Source organism: Actinospica acidithermotolerans (assembly GCF_018139625.1).
In the GTDB taxonomy this organism is placed as follows: Bacteria; Actinomycetota; Actinomycetes; order Streptomycetales; family Catenulisporaceae; genus Actinospica; species Actinospica acidithermotolerans.
This window is the reverse complement of record NZ_JAGSOH010000067.1, coordinates 1-22,782: the sequence shown is the minus strand read 5'-3', so window position 1 is coordinate 22,782 and position 22,782 is coordinate 1. Positions and strand designations below refer to the sequence as shown.

At 70.7% G+C, this 22,782-nt stretch carries 17 protein-coding genes; 5 read left to right on the top strand and 12 right to left on the bottom strand.

Translation table 11 applies throughout. From position 1 onward, the window contains the following. The first annotated feature begins 148 nt into the window (after positions 1–148). A complete protein-coding gene (locus KDK95_RS21150) occupies positions 149–1,429 on the top strand; it encodes a sensor histidine kinase (protein WP_212519968.1) in 1,281 nt (426 codons plus the stop codon). Between the two features lie 19 nt (positions 1,430–1,448). Here KDK95_RS21150 and KDK95_RS21145 read toward each other — a convergent pair whose 3' ends face one another. From KDK95_RS21145 to KDK95_RS21135, 3 genes are all read right to left on the bottom strand, one after another. Continuing rightward, complete coding sequence (locus tag KDK95_RS21145; RefSeq protein WP_212519967.1) at positions 1,449–2,570, bottom strand: helix-turn-helix domain-containing protein; 1,122 nt, start codon at positions 2,568–2,570, stop codon at positions 1,449–1,451. Beyond that, positions 2,563–3,792: a YncE family protein gene (locus KDK95_RS21140; protein WP_212519966.1), complete on the bottom strand. Its 1,230-nt coding sequence runs from the start codon at positions 3,790–3,792 to the stop codon at positions 2,563–2,565. The genes KDK95_RS21145 and KDK95_RS21140 overlap by 8 nt, the downstream gene beginning before the upstream one ends. A gap of 169 nt (positions 3,793–3,961) precedes the next feature. Further along, positions 3,962–5,893, bottom strand: coding sequence for a pectate lyase-like domain-containing protein (locus KDK95_RS21135; RefSeq protein WP_249161642.1), 1,932 nt, complete (start codon positions 5,891–5,893; stop codon positions 3,962–3,964). Between the two features lie 113 nt (positions 5,894–6,006). Here KDK95_RS21135 and KDK95_RS21130 point away from each other — a divergent pair, with 113 nt between their 5' ends. Then, the gene (locus KDK95_RS21130; RefSeq protein ID WP_212519964.1) at positions 6,007–7,287 is read left to right on the top strand and encodes a glycoside hydrolase family 125 protein; all 1,281 of its coding nucleotides are present in this window, start codon (positions 6,007–6,009) and stop codon (positions 7,285–7,287) included. A 12-nt stretch (positions 7,288–7,299) separates the two neighbouring features. Here KDK95_RS21130 and KDK95_RS21125 read toward each other — a convergent pair whose 3' ends face one another. The 7 genes from KDK95_RS21125 to iolC form a co-directional block, all read right to left on the bottom strand. Continuing rightward, a complete protein-coding gene (locus KDK95_RS21125) occupies positions 7,300–8,439 on the bottom strand; it encodes a transaldolase family protein (RefSeq protein WP_212519963.1) in 1,140 nt (379 codons plus the stop codon). 158 nt (positions 8,440–8,597) lie between these two features. Then, positions 8,598–9,626: a Gfo/Idh/MocA family protein gene (locus tag KDK95_RS21120; protein ID WP_212519962.1), complete on the bottom strand. Its 1,029-nt coding sequence runs from the start codon at positions 9,624–9,626 to the stop codon at positions 8,598–8,600. Between the two features lie 103 nt (positions 9,627–9,729). Further along, complete coding sequence (locus tag KDK95_RS21115) at positions 9,730–10,656, bottom strand: sugar phosphate isomerase/epimerase family protein (protein WP_212519961.1); 927 nt, start codon at positions 10,654–10,656, stop codon at positions 9,730–9,732. Positions 10,657–10,747: 91 nt separating this feature from the next. Beyond that, entirely contained in the window at positions 10,748–12,616 is a 1,869-nt protein-coding gene (gene iolD, locus KDK95_RS21110) for a 3D-(3,5/4)-trihydroxycyclohexane-1,2-dione acylhydrolase (decyclizing) (RefSeq protein WP_212519960.1), read from the bottom strand. Further along, a complete protein-coding gene (gene iolB / locus KDK95_RS21105) occupies positions 12,613–13,515 on the bottom strand; it encodes a 5-deoxy-glucuronate isomerase (RefSeq protein WP_212519959.1) in 903 nt (300 codons plus the stop codon). Before iolB ends, iolD begins: the two co-directional genes overlap by 4 nt. Before the next feature lie 23 nt (positions 13,516–13,538). Then, positions 13,539–14,435, bottom strand: coding sequence for a Cgl0159 family (beta/alpha)8-fold protein (locus tag KDK95_RS21100; protein WP_443612923.1), 897 nt, complete (start codon positions 14,433–14,435; stop codon positions 13,539–13,541). A 10-nt stretch (positions 14,436–14,445) separates the two neighbouring features. Next, the gene (gene iolC, locus KDK95_RS21095) at positions 14,446–15,420 is read right to left on the bottom strand and encodes a 5-dehydro-2-deoxygluconokinase (RefSeq protein ID WP_212519957.1); all 975 of its coding nucleotides are present in this window, start codon (positions 15,418–15,420) and stop codon (positions 14,446–14,448) included. A 261-nt stretch (positions 15,421–15,681) separates the two neighbouring features. Between iolC and KDK95_RS21090 the strand changes: the two genes are divergently transcribed. Beyond that, entirely contained in the window at positions 15,682–16,404 is a 723-nt protein-coding gene (locus tag KDK95_RS21090) for a GntR family transcriptional regulator (protein ID WP_212519981.1), read from the top strand. A 334-nt stretch (positions 16,405–16,738) separates the two neighbouring features. On the opposite strand, the gene KDK95_RS21085 is transcribed toward KDK95_RS21090, so the two are convergent. Continuing rightward, positions 16,739–18,358, bottom strand: a complete 1,620-nt coding sequence (locus tag KDK95_RS21085; protein ID WP_212519956.1) for an amidohydrolase — start codon at positions 18,356–18,358, stop codon at positions 16,739–16,741. 91 nt (positions 18,359–18,449) lie between these two features. Here KDK95_RS21085 and KDK95_RS21080 point away from each other — a divergent pair, with 91 nt between their 5' ends. Then, a complete protein-coding gene (locus KDK95_RS21080; protein WP_212519955.1) occupies positions 18,450–19,406 on the top strand; it encodes an Lrp/AsnC family transcriptional regulator in 957 nt (318 codons plus the stop codon). Positions 19,407–19,431: 25 nt separating this feature from the next. On the opposite strand, the gene KDK95_RS21075 is transcribed toward KDK95_RS21080, so the two are convergent. Further along, positions 19,432–20,514: a phosphatidylinositol-specific phospholipase C domain-containing protein gene (locus tag KDK95_RS21075; RefSeq protein WP_212519954.1), complete on the bottom strand. Its 1,083-nt coding sequence runs from the start codon at positions 20,512–20,514 to the stop codon at positions 19,432–19,434. Positions 20,515–21,054: 540 nt separating this feature from the next. Between KDK95_RS21075 and KDK95_RS36025 the strand changes: the two genes are divergently transcribed. After that, the gene (locus KDK95_RS36025) at positions 21,055–22,512 is read left to right on the top strand and encodes a GDSL-type esterase/lipase family protein (protein ID WP_212519953.1); all 1,458 of its coding nucleotides are present in this window, start codon (positions 21,055–21,057) and stop codon (positions 22,510–22,512) included. The last annotated feature ends 270 nt before the right edge of the window (positions 22,513–22,782 follow it).

The following is a 22,782-nucleotide window of genomic DNA, read 5'->3' as shown; positions in this document are numbered from 1 at the left end:
TTACCCGAGGGTTCACAATCGGCCGCGGGGGTCTACCGCGCGCGGCAGGCGGCGCTACCGCAAAGGTTTACCAACGCAGGTCAAAAAGCTCGCCGGGTCCTGCCGTGTGCTGAGGACAGCCGGCGCGGGAGCTGGCTAGTTTGGCCCGATGCTCCGCTTGCGCGACACGGCCAGGGCCCTGGCCGCGATTCCCCCCACCGTCGTCGACCTCGCGATAGCCGCCGCGGTCACCTGGCTGTCGCTGAGTACCGCGGCGGGTTCCTACCCGCCCTCGGGCTCGCGCCCGTTCGACGCCTTGGCCGTGCTGCTCACGTCCGCGACCGGCCTCGCCCTCGTCGCCCGCAGGTCGTGGCCCCTCGCGACGATGGCCGCCTGCGCCGCCCTGGTGGCGGTCTTCGAAGCCCGCGGCTACTGGCTGAGCCTGAACCAGCTGGCCCTCCAGCTCGCCTTCTTCACGGTCGCCTCCCGCCGGGGCCGCGGCTGGACGGCACTGGCGGCGGCCGTCGTCTACCCGGAGCTGATGTACAGCAACATCCACGAGTGGGTCGGCTCCGCGTTCAACATCTACCTCGGCACGGCGGTCCGCGTCGTAGCGATCGGCGTGATCGGCGACGGAGCCCGAAGACTGACCGAGAACCACGCGCTGACCGCCGACTACAACGGCCAGCTCCTGCTCAAGCAACGCGATCGCGAGCAGCGCGCGGTGCTTCTCGAGCGGATAAGGATCGCCCGCGAACTGCACGACGTGACCGCCCACCATCTCTCGGTCATCGCGGTCCAGGCGGGCCTGGCACGGTTCGTGCTCGAAACCGACCCGAAGACCGCCGACCAGGCCCTGCGCACGATCTCCGAGGTCGGCAGCGAGGGCCTGGCCGAACTGCGCCGCCTCATCAGCCTGCTGCGCCCCGAGGAGGACGACAGCGGCGCCGGCGCCGACGACCGCCCCGCTCCCGGCATCGCGCAGCTGCCGGTGCTGGTCGAGCGGGTGGGCCTGTCCGGCACCCCTTCCCGCTACGCCATCGCCGGCCGCCCGCGCCCGCTTCCGGCCGGCATCGAGCTCTGCGTCTACCGCGTGGTCCAGGAGTCCCTGACCAACTCGCTCAAGCACGCCCCTGGCTCCTCCGTGGACGTCCGCCTCGAATACGAGCCCGAACACATCCGCCTCACCGTCTCCGACACCGGCCCCGACGGCCACGCCGCGGCCCGCACCGAGCATCCCCGCTCCGCCGTCGCCCAGGCCACCGCGCACACCGGCTCCGGCGTGGGCCTCGCCGGCATGCGCGAGCGCGCCGCCCTCTACAACGGCGAGATCTCCGCCGGCCGTACCGAAGCCGGCGGCTTCGAGGTTCGCCTGATCCTGCCCATCGACGCCTGCGAACCCGAGGCCGCCGACCCCGGCGCCGCCCAGCAACCCGCGTTGAACCGATAGCCCGCCTCCTACCTGACAGTCAGTCGGTCACTCGGCGGAGCCAGGCGTCGAGGGCCCACCACCAGTGCAGCGTGTCGGTGATCGGCTCGTCGGGTGCGCCGAAGCCGGTCAGTTCGTTCATCCGGCGCAGCCGATGCTTGACGGTGTTCGAGTGAACGTGCAGTTCCGCGGCCGTCGGAGTGAGTTGGCGGCCGTGCTCCAGATAGGTGCACGCCGTCTGCGCGAGCAGTCGGTGGAAGCTTTTCGCCGGGTCGAGGCGCGGCAGCAGGTCGGCGGCGAGAACCAGACCGAGCTCAGGGTGCGCGTCCACCGCGACGAACGCTGACAGCGCAGTGAGCGAGCGTAGACCGCGCAGGCCGCGTAGCCGGGCGGAGGCGAGTGCGGATTGGCAAAGCGGGTAGACCGCGGCGAGCCGGTTCGTGGGCTGGGCGGGCGAGGCGATCACGGCCACGTGGTCCAGGGAGCCGGGTGCGGGCAGACGCCGGGTGACGCAGCAGAGGTAGCCGTCCACGAAGCCTGCGATGCCGCCGGACAGCGCGGCCTCCGCCCTCGGCGCCTCGCGCGGCTCGGTCACGTCGGCGATCAGGCAGTGATAGCGCTTGGCCGGATCCAGGCCAGCCTCCGCCGCGTGCACACCTTGGTCGCCGTGCAATAGGCCGCGCAGGGCCTGGAGCCGCAACGCATAGCCGGTGCGCGCGAGGCTGAGTTCGTGGTTCCGGTAGGCGTGAATGAGCCGGTTCTGCAGCGCGGTCGTGAAGCCATCGAGCTCGACGAGCGCGTCGATGAGCGTTTCCGAGGCCACGCCGCGCACCCGCGCCTGCTCGGTGAGCACGAGCAGCAGGTGCGCGCGTCCGGCCTGGAAGCCGTCGAGCAGCCCGTCGAGCGGCACGCCCTGCGCGACGCGGTCGGCGGCCAGCGCGTCCGCGGCCGCGAGGTCCGGGCCGGCCGCCGCGTCGGCGAAGCCGCGAGCGACGCCCTGAAGCAGGGCCGCGACGTTACGCCGCACCTCGCACTCCGGCAGCGCCGCCACGGACGGCGACCGGTCGCGGGCCGCGCGGACCACGGCGTCGAGCGCGTTCTGCTCGCCGCACATCGCTTCGACGATCTCGACGAGGACCGCGCGGCCCGCGGGATCACCCATCCGACGAGGAGAGCCCGGCGATGACCGTGTTCGGCACGACGGCGGTGCGCTCCCGCTGCGGGAACTCGCCGACCGTGACGCGGGCGACCTCGGTGCCGGTCGCGTAGTCGATGACGGAGACCGCGTTGCCCGCGCTCAGCGAGACGTAGCAGTAGTCGCCGTCGGTGCTGGTCAGCGCCCAGTACGGGATGCTGCCGGCCGGGTACGTGACCGTGGCCGTCGTGCTCAGGCTGCCGGTGTTCACGATCTTCGCATAGTCGTCGATCGTGCCGACGTCGCAGAGCTTCGTGTCGTCCCCGGACAGCGCGAGCCCGTGGTGTGCGGAGTTCTGCGGGTAGTTGTCGTACGACTCGCTCGCCGCCGTCGTGCTGTAGGGCTGCTGGACCGTGGCGAGGGTCGTGCTCGTGTTCAGGTCGTACTTGATGAAGCCGTTGAGGTAGGACATGTCGGCGAACATGGTCGTCCCGTCCGGATCGATCGCGAACGGCCGCAGGCCGTAGGGGAACTTCCACACCTTCACGACCTGCAGGGTGCTGGCGTCCACCTTCTCAAGCTGCAGGTTTCCCTTGAGCGCGTTCAGCGCGTACGGCAGCGCCGTGACGCCGATGCTCTCGTTGTAGATGTACCTGCCGTCCGCGGTGAACAGGTTCTGATGCGGATAGGTGCCGGTGGAGAACTTGCCGATCAGCGAGCCGTCGGACGCGTTGAACACCTCGGCGTCGGCAGCGGTGGTCGCGGAGACCACCACCTTCGTGCCGTCCGGTGAGAGCGCGAGGTGGTCCGAATGGATGCCGTCGATCTGCGCGGTCCACAGCTCCTGATGGGTCACCAGGTTGAAGGCGGCGAGGTCGTCGAGGTTGCCGCGGGATACGTAGACGGTCGTCCCGTCGGGTGAGATGGCGAAGTCGTCGACGTAGCGGGTCCCGCCGACGGCCGGATCGACGCTCGCCTCGTCGGCGGTGGCGATGCCGTAGTCGATCCACTGCGCGGGGGTCCAGCTCGCCTGGAGGCTCGCCAGGTCGGGGATGACGCTGAAGGAGCCGAGGTTGGCGTAGGTGGCGGCGTCGATGAAGCTGAGCGTTCCGGCGACGGCGTTGCCGACGACCAGGACGCCGCGACTGTCGGCCGCGCTGGCCGGTGTCTGAGCGGTGGGTCCGGCGACGAAGGCGGCGGCGAGGAAGGCGGACAGGGAGGCGGTGGTGATCAAGCGCTTACGGGGCATGGGCGGTCCTCGGGCTTGTTACCTGAACGTAGGTTCGTGATTTCGTCCTGCTGTGAGTCTCGATCCGCAGGACGGGCCTGCCAAGGGCCGCGCCGACAATGTTCGGCCCCCGCGTCGTCGCTTGCGGACAACGCGGGGGCCGGGGCCGTTACGGGGACCGGGGTTCAGATCACGGATAGGAGACCAGGTCGGCCGGGCCGTTGAAGTCCGAGTCGACCGCCGCGCCGGTGCCGTTGATCACCGACTGGATGCCGCCGGAGCCGTTCAGGAACCGGGTCAGGATGTCGTGGAACTGCACCCCGGGGGTGTCGGGCGCCTCGAAGGCCATCGAACTCTCGATCGCGACGCCCTGGTCGAAGTACGAGTAGACGCCCATGCCGTAGCCCTGGAAGGAGGTCACCCGGTTCGTGACGTAGAAGCCCGGGTAGCCGTTCTGGGTCGGCGTGGCCATCCACGAGGCCTGGTTCGGCACCTCGTAGGGGTTCTCGTTCTGGAAGAAGATCACCGTGCCGTTCTGGCCGGACCAGACCGTCTCGTACTTCTGGAAGTGCTCCACCGCGAGGCCGTACGCGGTGACGTCGTCGCCGCCGACCGTGACGCCGGTGTCCGCCTGATCGCCGGTCCACGTGCCGGCGCCCGCGCCGTGGTCGGCGCGCCAGGCCCACACGTCGTCGATGATCGAGTCGCTCGCGTCGTCCGCGAAGGCGGTCTTGGCGGTGCCGGCCGTCGCGCCGCCGACGCGGAAGAAGACGTCGTCGACGCTCGTCGGGTCGGTCTTGTACACGGACAGGCCCGCGAGGCCCCGGATGCCGTGCAGGTCGAGCAGCGTCGGCGAACTCTCGGTGCCCGCGTCGAAGATCAGACCCGAGATGTTGACGCCCGGCACCGCGGTCGCGTCCATCGTGACGTTGCCGTTGGTCGGGATCAGCGTCGGGAAGCCGAGGCCGATGACCTTCGTGTCCGGGTACAGGATGTGGATGGTGCTCGGCACGTCGTAGACGCCCGGCGTGAACAGCAGGTTCAGGCCGCGCGCGAGGGCCGCGTTCATCTGGTGCACGGTCGTCGACTGCTGCACGATGAAGAACCGGCTCAGCGGCAGCGAGTAGCCGGCCGTGCCACCGTTCGACCAGGTCGTCCCGCTGGAGTTCGTCTGCGCGGACGGGATGAAGACCTCGAGGTTGCCGGACGAATCCGTGTAGAGGTACGGCTCCTCGCGCGTCGTCGGGCAGGTGGCGAGCGTCGTGTACGGCGCGGTGCCGTTGCTCAGGCCCGAGGTGGCGGAGAAGCTCTGCGCCGGGGCGCCGGAGTCGCCGCAGAACACCTGGTTCCACACGCCGTTGGTCCAGCCGTCCAGGCTGCTGTTGCGCGTGATGTACTGCTGTTGCGAGCCGTTGATCACGGTGCCGCCGGTGAACGACGAGTCGGCGATGAACCCGCCGCTGGCGTAGTCGGGCGAGCCGTCGCAGTAGTCCATCAGCGTGACGTTGCCGTTCACGGCGACCCGGCGCATCGGCGCGGCTTGCGAGACCGCCCAGAACTCGGTGTTCGCCGTGCAGCCGGAACCGCCCGCGGCGTCGATGGTCAGGTTCGACATCGAGCGCCAGAAATTCTCCAGCGCGTAGCACTGGGACTGGTCGCCGTCGGTGCACTGGTTGAAGGTGTCCACCTGCCCGACGATCGTGGTGTCGCCCGGGTTCTTCCCGAGCCCCGCCACGCTCGTGTAGTAGCCGACCTGGAAGACCAGCGGGTCCGCGGCCGAGCCGTAGGTGCCCGGCTCGAACAGCAGCGCGTACCGCTGGGTCCCGAACTGGTTGGGCACCTGCTGCGCGGCGATCGCGTCCAGCGTGCTCTGGATCGAGGCCTGCGACATGGACGGGTCGAAGATGTACACGTTCGACCCGAGGACGCCGCCCGTGGTGGAGGCGGCAACGGTGGAAGACGACGTTGTCTTGGCCTGGGTGGCGGCCGAACCCACCGAGGTGACGGCCTTCCCGGCCGTCGCGGCGGAAGCCGTCAGGGGCATAACCGCGAGGCCCGCGACCGTCACCACGACGGCCAGCGATCGCGTCCAGGACGAATGCAGCACAGAGAGCGCTCTCATGGCGAGAAGTGAACCGGCTACGCCCCGGAGAGTCAAGGGCCTGAGTAGGTTCCGGAACCGTTTCCGGCGTGGTCCGGGGTGCGCGTAGCCGGTGCAGCCCTTACATTTCCAGGGTGACATTTGATCCGTCGGCCCTGGCCCCGCTGCACGAGCGGGTATCCGCCGACGTCGGCCGGGAAGCGGCCGGCGTGGTCATGCGCTTCACCGTCGAGACGATGGACAGGGCCGCCAGACGGATGGCCGACGGCACGATGCACCTCGTCACCGGAGACATCCCGGCCATGTGGCTGCGCGACTCCGCGGCCCAGGTGCTCCCCCTGCTGCGCCTGGGCACGTACTGCCCCGGCGCCGAGGAATTCGCGGCCGACGTCCTGCGCCGCCAACTGGCGTTCGTCACCGTCGACCCCTACGCCAACGCGTTCAACGCCGGCCCGACCGGCGCCGGCCATCACCGCGACAAGACCGCGATGACCCCGCACATCTGGGAGCGCAAATACGAGGTCGATTCCCTGTGCTACCCCCTCCACCTGGCCGAGCGCTTCTGGCGCCGAACTGGCCGAACGGACGTCTTCGACACCCTGTACTGGCAGGCAGTGCACCGCGTCCTCGATACCTGGGAGACCGAGCAAGACCACGAAGCGCGCTCGACCTACCGCTTCCAACGCCGCTTCGCCGGGCGCCGCGGAACGCTTCCCCGCCGAGGCCTGGGCGCCCCCGTAGCCGTGACCGGCATGACGTGGAGCGGGTTCCGCCCCAGCGACGACGCCTGCGTCCACGGCTACAACGTCCCCGGCAACATGTTCGCCGACGTAGTCCTCCGCGGGATCCCGGAGATCGCGGAAGCCGCGCCGCCCCCGCCCCGACACGAGGACCTCGTCGATCGCGCGACGCGGCTTCACCTGGCCATCGACGGGGGCCTACGCGAGCACGCCATCGTCGCCGACCCCGTCCTCGGCCCACGCTGGGCGTACGAGGTGGACGGATTGGGCGGCGTCCTCGAAATCGACGACGCGAACGTCCCCAGCCTTCTCTCCCTCCCCCGCCTCGGCTACTGCCGCCCCGACGACCCGCTCTACGTCGCCACCCGCAAGTTCATCCTCAGCACCCGCAACCCGTACTTCTACTCCGGCAGCGCCGCCGCCGGCATCGGCAGCCCCCACACGCCGCCCCACCACGTCTGGCCCATCGCGATCGCCATGGCCGCACTCACCGACCCCGACAGCGACGTGAAGCGCGCAACCATCAGGACCCTGCTGGACACCCGCGGCGGCACGGACCGGATCCACGAGTCCTTCCACGTGGACCGGCCGCGGAAGTGGACGCGCAAGTGGTTCTCCTGGGCCGAGGCGACCTTCTGCGAGCTCGTCCTTGACTACTGCGGCTTCGAGCCCTGACGAGCACGATGACTAGGGGGCGGGGACGAGGATGTCGCGGACGAGGGCGTCCAGCTGGGCATCGGCGTCGAGGAACTGCCGGAGGGTGGCCCGGGTGGCGCCGAAGTCATCGAACTCCGCGACCGTCATTCCGTCGGGCTCGTACGCGCGGCGGAAGTCCTCGAGCGTCTCGAGTTCGGCGATGACGCGCTCGTCGACGGGAATGTCGATGCGGCGGGCGACGGGGAGATTGTTCTCGTCGATGCGCAGCTGCCAGTCGAACGGCGGGGAGACGACGAGGTCGCCGCCGAGCAGTTCGGACCATTGCAGACCGTTGCGGAACGCGGCGGACAGGACGCGGGCGCGGTAGCCGCGGGCCTGGAAGATCGCGTATGCGCGCTTGAGGGCGGCCACGCCGGCCCAGTCGAGGGCGCCGGGCGTGATGAGCCTGCGCTGCTGGGCCGCGACCTGCTTGAGCCAGTCGTCAAGGCGGCCGCCCATGATGGTGACGACGGAGCCGAACTCGTGCTCGGGCAGCCCCTCCGCGCTGCGCCTGTCGAGGCCGCGCTCGATCGCCTCGGCCGCCGCCACCGCCTGAGGGACGGTGAATGAGACCGTGACGTTGATGCTCACGCCGCGGTACGTGGCCTCCTCGATCGCGCGAATGCCAACGGCGGTCGCCGGGATCTTCACGATGATGTTCTCGGCGAGCCCGGAGAAGCGCACGGCCTGCTCGACGAGCGCGTCGGCGTCGCGGTGGTGGCGCGGGTCGGTCTGCACTGACAGGCGACCGTTGCGGCCGCCCGAGGCGCGGAACGCGGGCTCGAGCAGGCGCGCGGCCTCGATGGAGAGTTCTTCGACGGCGCGCCAGCCGATCCGCGACTCGCCCCAGGTGGGGTTCTCGGCGGCGATCCGCGAGATGCGCGGCGCCCAGACGTCGAGGCGCTTGCTGATGGCGGTGTAGGCGATCACCGGGTTGCAGGTCGCGCCGACTGCGCCGAAGGCGATGGAGCGGGCGAGCTCGTCGGGGTCGGCGGAGTCGTTCCACAGGGCGGTCTGCGGGAACTGGCGGGTGGCGCGATTCAGGGGGGAATCGACGCTTTCGACGGGGGACGGCGAGGCAGGCGAGGCGGCCGACCGCCCTTCGGCCGGGTCGACTCGGACGAGCGACATGGAGCCCCCTTCCTTGAATGAGTTTGTACTTACATTCTAACATGTGAGGTTGACGCCGATAGGGACGCGGATGCGACCCGATCGGTGATGCAGGGTTCGTGCCACGACGTGGGGTCAGGGGCGGAATTCCAGGCATTCCCCGTCCCGGTGATTCCTCGTCAGACGGCGTAGAACTCGGGGGTCTCGGGCAGCTCGACCGGGACCGGGCCAGCGGTGTCGAGGGCCTTCACCCCGGCGGCGCACGCGACCGCGACCTTGAAGCCGTCCCACGCCGACGGGCCGGCGATCGCCCCGCGCCTGGCCGCGTCGACCCAGTCCTGCACCTCGATGTCATAGGCCTGCTTGAACCGGGTCACGTAGCTGGTGTGCTCGTTCAGCGCGAAGCGCGCGTCCTGCCACAGCTGCAGGCCCTCCGGCTGGCCGATGCGGGCGACGCCGCGCTGGAAGACGGCCTCGGTGGCGACCTGGTAGCCGAACTGGACGCTCACGTTCATCTCGACGTCCACGAGCACGCCGTTGTCGAGCTCCATCAGCACGAGGATCGGCTCGCGCAGGTGCGCGGGGCTCAGGGCGTTGCGCTTGGCGTACTTGACCTCGACCGAGGTGATCGAGGCGCCGGCCAGCCAGGGCACGACGTCGAACTCGTGCACGACCGAGTCGTTGATGAGCATCGGCTGCGTGTAGCCGTCGGGCACGGACGGATTGCGGTGCACGCCGTGCAGCATCAGCAGCTCGCCGGCGCGGCCGGAGGCGATCAGGTCGCGCAACTGGCGGTACTGCGGGTCGAAGCGACGCATGAACCCGACCTGGATGAGCTTCCGACCCGCTTTCTGCTCGGCCTCGACGATCCGCCAGGAGGACTCGGGGTCCTGGGTCAGCGGCTTCTCGCAGAGGATCGGCAGCCCCGCCTCGAGCACCGGCAGCAGGACCGGCTCGTGGAATCGGCCGGGGGTGGCGATGACGACCGCGTCCGCGGCGTCGGCGGCGAGCGCGTCCTCGACACGGCTGAAGAGCTTGGCGCCGGGGGCGAGCCGGGCGGCCGCGGCGGCGCGCGCGGCGTCCGGCTCGACGATCGCCGAGACGTGCGCGCCGGTGGTGGTGCCGGTCAGCCGGGCCACGTGGTCGGCGCCCATGATGCCGGCGCCGACGACGCCGACGCGCAGCTCGGTGGTGTTGCTGGTGCTCATGGAGTCGGAGTCCTCTTCCTTCGTCGTCGAAGCGTGCTGATCGCTGGCCGGCCGGCGGGACCGGGATCGGCGGACGCGGGTTGACCGGTCGGCGGGACCGGGATCAGCGGACGCGGGTCAGCGGCGTGCAGCCGAAGATGTGCCGCCGGGTGCGGGTGGCGATGCCGAGCGGGATCTCGATGTCCACGCCGGGCATGTCCTGCTCGACGATGGCGAAGGTCTGCGGGTCGATCGCCGAGACGGCCTCGATGATGGGCGCGAAATCGGGCACGCCGTTCGGCGGCTCGATCATCACCTCGCCCGCGCAGTCCGCGAAGGCGATGTCGTTCTTGAGCACTTCGAAGCGGTACTCGGGGTCGATCTGCTTCAGGTGCAGGTAGCCGATCCGGTCCGGGTGGGCCTTGATCATCTTGAGGTTGTCGCCGCCGTAGTAGGCGAAGTGGCCGGTGTCCAGGCACAGGTTGAGGTACCGGGGGTCGGTCGTTTCGAGCAGCCGCTCCACCTCGCGGTACGTGCCGATGTGGCTGTCGGCGTGCGAGTGGAACTGCTGGTGCACGCCGAATTCCTCCAGCAGCGCCTTGCCGAGCCGGTCGTGGCCGGCGGCGAGCCGGTCCCACTGCTCGTCCGTCAGGGTGCGGGCTTCGAGCGCCTCGCCGGTCTCGTCGGAGCGCCACAGGTCCGGAATGACGACGATGTGCTCCGCGCCCATCGCGCTCGCGAGTCCGGCGACCCTCACAGCCTGGTCCCAGGCCCGCTGCCATTCGTCCTGGCCCTTGTGGAAGCCGGTGAACACGGTGCCGGCGGACAGTTCGAGGTCGCGCTTGCCGAGCTCGTCGCGCAGCCGCTCCGGGTCGGTGGGCAGATAGCCGTAGGGGCCGAGCTCGATCCAGTGGTAGCCGGCCTCGGCGACCTCGTCGAGGAAGCGCTCCCAGGGGGTCTGCCGGGGGTGGTCGGGGAACCACACGCCCCAGGAGTCGGGGGCGCTGCCGATGCGCAGCCCCTGCGGGGCGGCGGCCGTGGTGTCGGTCATCTTCGTCCTTACCTTGATTCCTGAGGGTTCGGATTCCGGAGCGTTCGGGCTCCTGGGATTAAGATCCCTGAGCGTTCGGATGCCCGGGGGTTCAGCCGAGGAGGGGGCGCTGCCTCCTGCGCTGCTCGATGTACTCGGCGCGGGCCTGCCGCGTGCTGCCGAGTTCGGAGACCTGCGCGACCGGGACGTCCCACCAGCCCTCGCCGTCGGGGGCGTAGCGCAAGGGGTCCGAGTCGATGTGGATCAGCGTCGAGGCGGTACTCGCCTTGGCGGCCTTGACCGCGGCGGCGAGCTGCTCGGTCGCGGCCTTGCCCGGGCGGATCTCGACGACGTCGAGCCCGTAGCTGCGCGCGTTGGCCGCGAGGTCCGGGCCTGCCGGGTAGCGGGTGCCGTAGCGCTCGGAGCCGATGGTCTCGGACAGGTGGCCGATCGAGGCGTAGCCCTCGTTCTGGATCAGCACCAGGATGAGCTTGATGCCCTCGGCGGCGGCGGTGGCGAGTTCGCTGTGCAGCATGAGGTACGAGCCGTCGCCGACCATGACGATCACGTCGCGGTCGTCGCCGAGCGCGTCGAGGGCGCGCTTGGCGCCGAGGCCGCCGGCAATCTCGTAGCCCATGCAGGAGAACGCGTACTCGACGTGGTAGCCGAGCGGGTCGCGGACCCGCCACAGCTTGTGCAGGTCGCCCGGGAGGGAGCCGGCGGCCTGCACGACGACGTCCTTCGGATCGCTCGCGGCCTGCACCGCGCCGATGATCTCCGCCTGGCCGGGCAGTTCGGCCCCGGTCGGCGCGAGGGCGGCCTCCGCGACCGCGTCCCAGCCGCGCTTCTCGGCGGCGATCCGGCCCGCGTACTCGTCGGAGACGCGGAAGCGCTCCAGCCCGGCGCGGAGGGCGTCCAGGGTCTCGCGCGCGTCGGCGATCACCGGGAGCCGCGACCCGTGCTTGTAGGCGTCGAAGGACGCGATGTTGACGTTGACGAAGGTCACGTCGGGGTTCTGGAACGCGGTGCGGCTGGCGGTGGTGAAGTCGCTGTACCGGGTGCCGATGCCGATGACGACGTCCGCCTCGGCGGCGAGCCGGTTCGCCGCGGTGGTGCCGGTCGCGCCCACGCCCCCGACGTACTGCGGGTGGTCCCAGTTCAGCGAGCCGCCGCCGGCCTGGCTGGTGCCGACCGGGATGCCGGCGGCCTCGACGAGGCGCCGCAGAGACTCCTCCGCGCCGGAGTAGATCACGCCGCCGCCCGCGACGATGAAAGGCTTGCGGGCGTTGCGGATCGCGGCGATCGCCGCCTCCAGCGCCCACCTCTCCGGCGCGGGGCGGCGGATGTGCCAATCGCGCTCCTGGAGGAACTCCACAGGCACGTCCACGGCCTCGGCCTGCACGTCCTCCGGCAGCGCGATCGTCACGGCGCCGGTCTCACCCGGGTCGGTCAGCACGCGCATCGCGGCGAGCGCGATCGAGTACAGCTGCTCGGGCCGCTGGACGCGGTCGAAGAACCGGGACAGCGGCCGGAACGCGTCCGTGACCTGGATGCCGATGTCGTGCGGGAGTTCGAGCTGCTGGAGCACCGGATCCGCGACGCGGGTCGCGAAGGTGTCCGAGGGCAGCAGCAGCGCGGGCATCCGGTTCGCCGTGGCGAGCGCGGCGCCGGTGAGCATGTTCGCCGCGCCGGGGCCGACCGAGGCGGTCGACGCGAGCGTGGCGCGGCGGCGGCGCATCCGGGCGTAGCCGACAGCCTGATGCACCATCGCCTGCTCGTTGCGCGCCTGGTGATACGGCATCAGTTCCGGGTCGGTCACGTTGTACTGCTTGAGCGCCTGCCCGAGTCCGGCGACGTTTCCGTGGCCGAAGATGCCGAACATTCCCGGGACCGTGCGCTCGCGGATCGGGCCGTCCACGGTGTACTGCCTGGCCAGGAACTCCACGAGCGCCTGCCCGACCGTCATCCTGCGCGTCGTCATGACCGGGCTCCTCCGTTCGGGGGCAGATAGGGCAGCCGGGCGTCGAGGGCCTGCCGCGGCCAGGTCGAGCGGATCCAGGCCTGCCGCGGGTCGTCGGAGACCAGCCAGACCCGCTCGGGGTCGGGGCCGGCCATCACGTTGAGGTAGTAGAGGTCGTACTCGGGAGCGGCGACGGCCGGGCCGTGGTAGCCGAACGGGACCAGCGCGATATCGCCGGTGCGCACCAGCGCGTTGGTCTCGATCTCGCCGGCCGCCGAGGTGTACGTGGCGAAACCGCCGAAGGCTTCGGCCTCCGCGGGAGCGTGCGAGCCGCGCACCGGCGCCGCCTCGAAGTAGTAGATCTCCTCGAGCCGGGACTCGTGCCCGGGGACGTGCTCGTCGTGCTTGTGCGCCGGGTGCGAGGACCAGTTTCCGCCGGGGGTGATCACCTCGCACACGATGAAGGCGGCCGCGTCCAGCGCGTCCGGCGTGCCGAAGTTGTGCACCTGCCGGGTGTCCCGGCCCGCGCCGCGGATCTCCACCGGGATCTCGTCCTTGGCCAGGTACCGGCTCGGCTTGCGCGCGGCGGTCGCCGCCTCGGCGACCGCGACCCGGCCGGAGCCGGAGACCGCGAGCGCCTGCCCCGCGCCGACGTAGACCACGTCGGTCGGCCCGTCGAAGACGCTCGCGCGGCCCTCCAGCTTCGTGGTCGCGCCCTCGTGCTCGACCCGGAAGGAACCGGCCAGCGGGACCACGATCCGCTCGACGTCCCCGGCGGGCAGGGCGACGGTGCCGCCGCCGAGGGCCGCGACGCGGATGCCGGTGTGCCGCCAGCCCGGGATGGCGGAGTCCACCACCGACTCCCAGCCCTCCCGGGCCAGGGTGCCGCGCGGGTGGAACCACTCGTTGCGCACTGCCATGGTTCGGCCGCCCTCTCTCCTGGTCAGTTGCCGTGGACGAGCGACGCGGCGATGTCGACGGCCTTGGCCACGTCGTCGTCCTGGGGGTAGAGCAGCGTGCGGCCGACGATCAGGCCGTGTACGCCGGGCAGCTGGAGCGCGTTCGCCCACGAGACGTACATCGCTTCTGGATCGCCCTCGGAGTCGCCGCCGAGCAGCAGCGTGGGCAGCGTCGTCGCCTCCATGACGCGTGCCATGTCCGGGACGACCGGGAGCTTCATCCAGCTGTACGCGGAGGCCGCGCCGAGGCCGGAGGCGATCGCGACAGAGCTGATCACGGCCTCGGTCGACAGGTCGTTGACGACCCTTCCGTCGACCCACTCGCTGATGAACGGTTCGAGCATGATCGGCAGCCGGGCCTTCGCCGACGCGGTCACCGCCCTGGCCGTGGCCTCCATCGTCGCGGCGGTGGCCGGGTCCTTCAGGTTGATCCGGACCAGCAGCTTGGCGGCGTCGAGCCGGGAGTCCACCATGGACTCCACGTCGTAGCCGGTGTAGCGGTCGTCCATCTCGAAGACGGCGCCGCGCAGGCCGCCGCGGTTCATCGAGCCGACGGCGATCCGGTCGTCGAGCAGGCCGAGCAGCGCGAGGTCCTCGATGACGTCGGGCGTGCCGAGCACTCCGTCCACGCCGGGCCGGGAGAGCGCGAGCGCGAGCCGCTGCAGCAGCTCGTAGCGGCTGGCCATGGCCATCGGGTCCTTGCGCACGCCCAGGGCGCCGCGGGCCGGGTGGTCCGCCGCGACGATGAACAGCCGGCCGTCGCCGCGCACCAGCGGACGGCGGGTCCGGGTGGCGAGCGCGGCGGGGATCGAGTCGGGGTCGCCGTGCCGCGCGGCGCGCAGCCTCGCGAAGGCCTCCTCGCTGATCAGCGGGGATCCCACGTCGACGACGTCAGGGGTGTACACGTTCGAGCTCCTTCATGATGTCTTCGACCTCGGCGGTGGCCGGCATGGCGGTCGAGCATTCGCGGCGGGTGGCGACGATCGCGCCGGCGACGTTCGCGAAGCACAGGGTGCGTTCCAGCGGCCAGCCGCGCAGCAGTCCGTGGCACAGCGCGCCGCCGAAGCCGTCGCCGGCACCGAGCCCGTTGACCACCTCGACCCGGTACGGCGGCACCTCGACGGTCCGCTCGCGGGTCTTGGCCAGCACCCCGCGCGGCCCCTGCTTGACGACGGCGAGTTCCACGCCGCGCTCCAGCAGGGCGTCGGCCGCGCGCGCCGGCTCGGTCTCGCCGACCGCGATCTCGCACTCCTCGCGGTTGCCGACGGCGACGGTCACCTGCCCGAGCGCCTTGTCGACCGCTGCGGTGGCCGCTTCGGGCGAGGGCCAGAACATCGGCCGGTAGTCGAGGTCGAGGATCGTCAGCGGCGCGCGGCCGCGGGCCTCCCAGGCGGCCAGGTGCGCGGCGCGGCTCGGCTCCCGGGACAGGCCGGTGACCGTCGCCCAGAAGATCCGGGCGCCGCGGATCGCGTCCAGGTCCAGGTCGCCCGGGGTGATCGCCAGGTCCGGGGCCAGCGGGTCCCGGTAGAAGTAGAGCGGGAAGTCGTCCGGCGGGAAGATCTCGCAGAAGGTGACCGGGGTCTTGAGCCGCGGCACGGTGCCGACGAAGCGGTCGTCGACGCCGAGCCGGGCCAGTTCGCGGCGGGCGTAGCGGCCGAAGGGGTCGGCCCCGGTCGCGGTGACGACGGCGGCGCGCAGCCCGTGCCGGGCCGCGGCGATCGCCACGTTGGTGGCGCTGCCGCCGAGGTACTTGCCGAAGGTCGCGGCGTCCTCCAGGCGCACGCCGTCCTGCAGCGGGTAGAGGTCCACTCCGATCCGGCCGATCGTGATCAGGTCGAACGGAGGGTCCGGGGGCCGCGTCGTCATGCCGTCGCCACTCCTTCGTCCGCGCCGGGCATTTGTTCTATCAAACTAACAAGTCGGGGCCAGGTCAAGACCCAGGGCCGGAGCGCCGCGTCGCATGATCGATGTGATGCCCGCGGGGCGGCCGGGGCATGCGGCGGCGGAGGGCGGTCAGGTTGTCATAATCTTGTGACAAGCGTCGAGCCATGTCAGATCGATAGAACGAAGGGGGCCACGGTGGCCGAGAGCGCAGCCGAGGCGGCGAGCCTGCCCGTGGAGCTGTTCATGGACATCGACCGCGCCAGCCCGGTCCCGCTGTACTTCCAGCTCGCCAGCCGGATCGAGCAGGCGATCGGCGACGGCACGCTGCGCCCGGGCGCGCGGCTGGAGAACGAGATCGCGCTCGGGGACCGGCTGGGGCTGTCCCGGCCGACCGTGCGCCGGGCGATCCAGGAGCTGGTGGCCAAGGGCCTGCTGGTGCGCCGCCGCGGGCTCGGCACCCAGGTGGTGCAGCGGCCGCTGACCCGGAAGGTCGAGCTCACCAGCCTGTACGACGACCTGCAGCAGGGCAGCCGGCACCCGGCGACGGAGCTGCTCTCGCGCGCGGAGATCGGCGCCGACGAGCGGATCGCGGAGATCCTGTCCGTGGAGCCGGGCTCGCCGATCCTGCACATCCGCCGGCTGCGCTCGGCCGACGAGGTGCCGCTCGCCGTGCTGGAGAACTTCCTGCCGGCCGAGTTCGTCGACATCTCGGCCGAGGACCTGCGCTCCCGCGGCCTCTACCAGCTGCTTCGCGCCCGGGGCACGACGATGAGCGTGGCCCGGCAGCGGATCGGCGCCCGCTCGGCCACGCTCGAGGAAAGCAAGTTGCTGGACATCAGGGCGCGCGGCCCCGTGCTGACCATGGACCGCACCGCCTTCAGCAACAACGGCAAGGCCATCGAGTACGGGCATCACTGCTACCGGCCGGACCTCTACGCGTTCGAGACGACGCTGGTGAACAAGTAATAAGCAGTCGGGCGCGCGGGGGTTGGGCGCGCAGCGGTTCGGCGTGTTGCGGTCCGGCGGGCAGCGGTCCGACGGGCAGCAGTCCGACGCACATCGGTCCGACGTGTAGCGGCCCGGCGTGTAGCGGCCCGGCGTGTAGCGGCCCGACGTGTAGCGGCCCGGCGGGTAGCGGTCGGGCGCCCAGCGGTCCGACGTGTAGCCGTCCGACGTGTAGTAACGGTTGCGCACAGCGGTCCGGCGCGCACAGGTCCGGCGTGTAGCGGTCCGACGTTCAACGCCCAGCGGTCCGACGTGTAACTGTTGCGTGCAGCGGTCCGGCGCGGCGGCGATCGGCTCAGTGCGCGTCGGGGCCGGTGACGAACCGGCCGCCGAGCATCGTGCGGGTCGGGTTCAGGTCGCGCCGGGCCTCGGTCGGCAGGTCGGCGGGATCGCGGTCCCAGACGGTTAGGTCGGCCAGGCGGCCGGGGGCGAGCGAGCCGCGCAGGTGCGCCTCGCCAGTGAGCCAGGCGGCGTTCACGGTGTGCAGGGTGACAGCCTCCTCGTAGCCGATGGCGTGCTCCGGACCCTTCACGCCGATCACGGTCTGCCGGGTGGTCATCCCCCACACCGAGCGCATCGCGCCGAACTGCCCGACCGGGAAGTCGGATCCCGCGCTGACCTGGGCGCCGAGGTCGATCCAGGAACGTGCCGGGAAGAGCGCGGCGACCCGCTCCGGGCCCCAGAACCCCTCCTCGACCTCGGCGGTGTCGTGCAGCAGCGGCTGCTGGATGGTCACCGGGACGCCGAGCCTGACCGCACGGGCCCGCTGCTCGGCGCCGGCCAGGCCGCCGTGCTCCATGACGAGGGCGCCCGCGGGCAGTCCGGGGTTCTCGGCGAGAACCCGCTCGTAGACATCGAGCAGGATCCGCACGGCACGATCGCCGTACGCGTGAGTACCCACACGCCAGCCGCGGCGAACCACGGCGCCGATCGCCCTCACCATCTCGTCCGGCTCCCAGATCAGCATGCCGGAGTAGGCGTGGTCGCAGGCGTAGGGCTCCTCGGTGGCCCCGGCCTCGAGTCCGCCGTCCATGCCGAACTTCACGCCCCAGACCCCGAGCCACGGGTCGGCGCCGTAGCGCAGGTCCTCCATCGCGTCGAGCAGGTGCTCGACTTCGTCCGCACTGGTCAGACCGAGCGCCGAGATGAGCGCGCGGACTCGGGTCGAGAGCGCGCCCTCCCCGTGTGCCGCGCGCAGGCTCGCGTAGTCGTCGAGGGTGACCGCGCAGTCCCGGACGGTCCCGATGCCCGTCGCAGCGTACTGAGCGGTGGCGATGCGCAGGCCGTCTATGCGCCGCGCACGGTCCGGCGCGGGCACGTTGCGCTCCAGCAGGGCGAGCGCATTGTCGATAAGTCGACCGTTCAGGCGGCCGTTCTCGTCGCGGCCGATCGAGCCGCCGGGCGGGGTCGGGGTGTCCTCGGTGATGCCCGCGAGGCGCAGCGCGAAGTGGTTGACGACGTCGTTGTGGCCGCCGCGCTTGACCAGCACGGGGTGCCGGTCCGTGGCCTGGTCGAGCTCGTCGGCGGTCGGCATGCGGCGCTCGGCGAGGTTGAGCTCCTGCCAGTTCGTCGTCGTGCGGATCCACTCCCCCTCGGGCGTGGCGGCGGCGCGCTGCCGGATCAGGTCGAGGAACTCCGGGATCGTGCGGGCCCGATGCACCGGCACGTCGTGCGCGCTGTGGCCGGCGAAGATCAGGTGCGTGTGCGTGTCGTCGAACGCGGGAAGGACCGCGGCCCCGGCCAGGTCGTGGACCGTGGTCCGCGCGGTCAACAGGTCGTCGAGGCCGTTCGGGTCCGCGGAGAGCGCGATCACGCGATCGCCGCGCACGGCGAGCGCCCGCTGTACGGGTAGGCCCGGCACCTGCGTGTGGATCGCTGCGGCCCGGATGATCAGATCAGCACCGTTGTGAGTCATGACTCAGTGATAGGACCGCGTGCCGATTGACGCACTCTTCTGGCCACGATATGCAGATAGTGCGCCAGTACAGCACTCCTGAAGGCAGATCATGCGCCAAACCCTCGACGAAACGGACCGTCGGATCGCGGCCGCGCTGCTCGCCTCTCCGCGTGCGAGCTGGCGAGAGGTCGCCGCGAGCCTCGAGCTGTCGGAACGCACCGTCGTCCGCCGCGCCGCTCCCCTGTACGCCGACGGCACACTGCGCGCGACGGCGGTGCTGAATCCCGCGCACGTTCCGGACGTGATCCCGCTGGCCCTGCGCATCGACTGCCGTCCGACGAAGATCCAGCAGGTCGCGCGGGCGCTGGCACGCAGGCCCGACACCACCTGGGTCGACGTCCTCGGCTCGGGCGACGAAATCTCGGCGATCTTCTTCCTCGAGGGCGCCGAGGCGCGCAACAATCTGCTGCTGCGCGACCTGCCCGCGACGGACGCCGTCAGATCATGGAGTGCCTACACGCTGCTGCGCGTGTTCCCCAGTTCCTTCCGCTGGACCGCCGGACTTCTTACAGCCGAGGAGACGGCCCGGCTCATGCCGCCACCGCCGGCCGGCGCACCGGCGCCGCTGCCGATCGACGAGCCGCTGATCACAGCGCTGACGGAGGACGGCCGCGCCACGTACACAGATCTCGGCCGCCGCGCGGGCATCACACCGCTGACGGCCCGCCGCCGCCTCGAAGCAATCGTGCGCGGGCAGGTCGTCCGGCTGGCCACGGAGGTCGATCTGGCGCTGCTCGGCATCCACGCCGAGGCGCTCCTCTGGATCACCGTGCAGCCCGGGGCGCTGGAGGAGACGGCGCAGATCCTCAGCGGCCATCCGCAGGTGCGGTTCACCGCGGCAACCACGGGATCGGCGAACCTGCTGATCGCGGTCGCCGCGGCCGACCTCAACGCCCTGTACGCGTTCCTGACCGCGACGATCGGCCCGCTGAGCCAGGTCACCGGGGTCGAGATCACGCCGCTGCTGGCCACGGCCAAGCGCACCGGACTCATCCGGCGCGCCTGACCGGCCTGGCACACCGCGCTTCTGGCTAGCCGCGCGGCAGCACCTCGGACAGGACCCCGTCGCCGGGCGAATTACTCCAGTCCGTCGAGACGAACGAGACCGAGTCGGCAGCGAGCAGAGCGACCCGGGCCTGGGCGTCGGAGAGCGAGGGAGCGGTATCGGACAGGGCCGGCGAGACGTTCTCGGCATCCGTGGCGACGACCAGGTAGTGGTTCGCGTTGTACCACTCGGTGTTCCCGTCGGCGACGTACGTGGCGGCGTCGCCGTCGAAAACCACGAACCAGGGCTGGATCGCAGCCGCGTACCGGGTGCGCGGGTCCCCGGTCTGCGCGCCGAGGACGCTCGGGAAGATCTCGGCGTTCGCGATCTGCCCGGAGGACTCGAGGCCGGAGAGGTAGTCGGCGTACTCGGTGTCCGTCCACAGGTGGTCGAAGGGGTTGGCCTGCTCGAAAGTGCCCGGGATGGCCTCGATGATCACCTTGCCCTGCAGCTGCTGCCGAGTCGGCCAGTTGTCCGCCTTCGCGGCGGCGTCGAGGTTCGCGTACTGCGTCCCGTCGGACTTCGTCAGCAGGTCGACGGGCTTGTAGACATAGTTGCCGATGTGCGCTGCGACATAGGAGTCGAGCTCGGCCGGGCCCATCCCGATCGTCGCGTCGAAGCCGTCCTTCATCTCCAGCTTGACCATGATCGGGTTGGCGTTCGGGTGCACGCTCAGCCAGGTCGCGATGTCGCCGAGGCAGCTGTCGAGGTCCTGGCTGGTCTTGCCGGTGTAGAGGTCGGCCGGGACGGGGGCGTAGTTGCAGTTATTGGAGCTGCCGAGCGGGTCCGAGTGGCTCACGTCCCACTGGTGGGTGAACGGGTTGACCCAGGCGTCAAGCTCGATCAGCGTGGCGCCGGAGTCCAGGGCGTCGGCCAGGTAGGGGTAGGAGGAGTTGTCGTAGGTGTTGTGAATGCCGACCGACGTGGCCTGGTCCAGCTGGAGCGAGCCGTAGTCCAGGGCCCGGGCCGGTCCGGCCGCGGTCAGGCCCAAGGCGACGGTCAGCAGGACGGTCGCGAAGGCGGCGACGCCGGTCCGGAACCGGTTCCGGGCGAAGGCGTACAAGCGCATGTCATCTCCCGTGTGGTGGGTGGAGATGCGGTGGGTCCGCACCTCGCACGGTAGCGCCGGCCGGTGAATCAGAGCCATGGTTCGGATGGATTCCGTCCGACGGCCGCTCAGCGAGCCCGGCCGGACGGCCTCACAGCACATCAGTCCGATCGTTCGGATACCTCCCGGCCCACGAGAGGCCAGCCCGACTGCCCACACCACATCAGCCCGATAGTTCGGATACCTCCCGGCCCACGAGGGGCCAGCCCGACTGCCCACACCACATCAGCCCGATAGTCCGGATACCTCCCGGTCCACGAGGGGCCAGCCCGACTGCCCCCAGCGCATCAGCCCGATAGCCCAGATACTTCCCGGTCCACGAGGGGCCAGCCCGACTGCCCCCAGCGCATCAGCCCAATAGCCCAGATACTTCCCGGTCCACGAGGGGCCAGCCCGGCGGCTCACACCACATCAGTCCGATTGTTCGGATACCTCCCGGTCTATGAGATGATGAGCTGCCCTGCCGGACTTCCGGGCCCTGCTTGACCGGGAGGTAGCCGCGTGAAGCGACTCCCCTATCCGCACCTGCATCTTCCGTTCCTCGATCAGCGACGGCGCCGCCGCGTCCGCCGGTTGCTGCTCGGCGGGGTCGCCCTGCTAGCGCTGGCCACGGTCGCCTCGTGGCTGGCGCTGCTCGTCACGCCCGCGCAGAGCGTTTCGACGGCGGGTCAGACGATCCAGGTCGGCGCCGCGCAGCCGACCCTGGCGCTCTCCGGGCCCGGAGAACTGGACCTGTTCGGGCAGAGCATGCCGACGGTCCTGCAGTTCAACGGCCTCATTCGGCCCAAGCTCGAACTGACGCACATTTCGCTCGACAACCAATTGGCCCAATTTGTCCAGGTTTCCGCGAGCAAGCACAACGCAACCGGCGACCTGAGCTCGGTACTGGTCAACGGCTGGGAGCACTACTTCGCCTGGCAGACGCTTATCGCCGGGGCCTTCGCCGTCGTGCTGCTGCTCGCGGTCGCGGGCGTGCGCCGGTATCCGCACCGGACGACGATCAAGATCGTCGCGTTCGGCACGATGGCCGCAGTCGCGATCAACGTCGGATTCGTCGTCGCGTTCGCTGCCGGCGCCCCGGGAACGCTGCGCCGGGTGCACTCGCTCGAGGACCTCGTCGGCAGCAGCCCGGTCGGCGCCGCACCGAAGCCCGTCGGCGCCAGCCTGCCCGGTGTGCAGGCCGTCGTCCTCGGCGACTCAACGGCGGCGGGGCTCGGCAATCCGCTGGTGAAGAACCCGAGCGCGCTCGACCGGGCCTGCGGGCGCAGCGGCGATGCCTACGCTGCGGACCTGGCGGCGGTCAACGGCTGGAACGTGCTGAACCTGGCATGCAGCGGAGCGACCGTGGCAGACGGAATCCTCGGCGCGCAGACCCTCAGCACCGCGATCGCCGCGCCGCAGTTCGGCGTGCTGGAGCAGGCCTCGCACGCCTCGGTCGTGATCGTCAGCATCGGCGCCAACGACCTGCAGTGGCAGGCGATGGCCGCAATGTGTGCGATGGGCCCGTCGTGCGACGACCAGGCCACCGGCGCCATGTTCCAGGCGAACCTCGCGACCTTCACCCAGAACTACTTCCAACTGCTGCACGACCTGGCCGCGCTCCCGGCCCATCCGCACGTGCTGATTAACGAGTACTTCAAGCCGTTCGGCGCGAACGTGAGCTGCCTGGCCTCCGAGGGGATAACCGCAGCCAAGTCCGACATCCTGCTCTCCCGGCTCGCCACCCTCAACCAGGTCCTCGCCGACGGCGCCAAGACCTTCAGCTTCAGCACGGTGCAGCCCGACTTCACCGGGCACGAACTGTGCACCGGCCAGCCCTTCGTCCAGGGCCTCCACGACAGCGCGCCGATGCACCCGAACACCGCGGGCGAGCTGGCGATCGCACTGGCCGACCAACAGGCGCTAAGCAAGCTCGCCGCCACGCAGGCCGTAATGGCAGAGAGCACCGGCTCGCAGTAACCGCGGCGCCTCGATGGGGGCGCCTGAGCTAATCGGTGAAGAGTTGATCGGCTGCGGTCGGGTGTCACAGCTTTGCCCAACCCGTTGCGTAGCAGCGGCGGCTGCGGTTTCCGGAACTTGAATGTTCGCGCCATAACGTCGACGTTTTCAAGTGTGGGTCAAATTCGCCTCTGGCGGCCCGGTAAGGATTGTCCCCGGGGAGTGCGGCATCGCTGCGGTTCCGTGTCGCAGCTTTGCTGCTCCCCGGTTCACGCTGGCCCACCCTCCCAC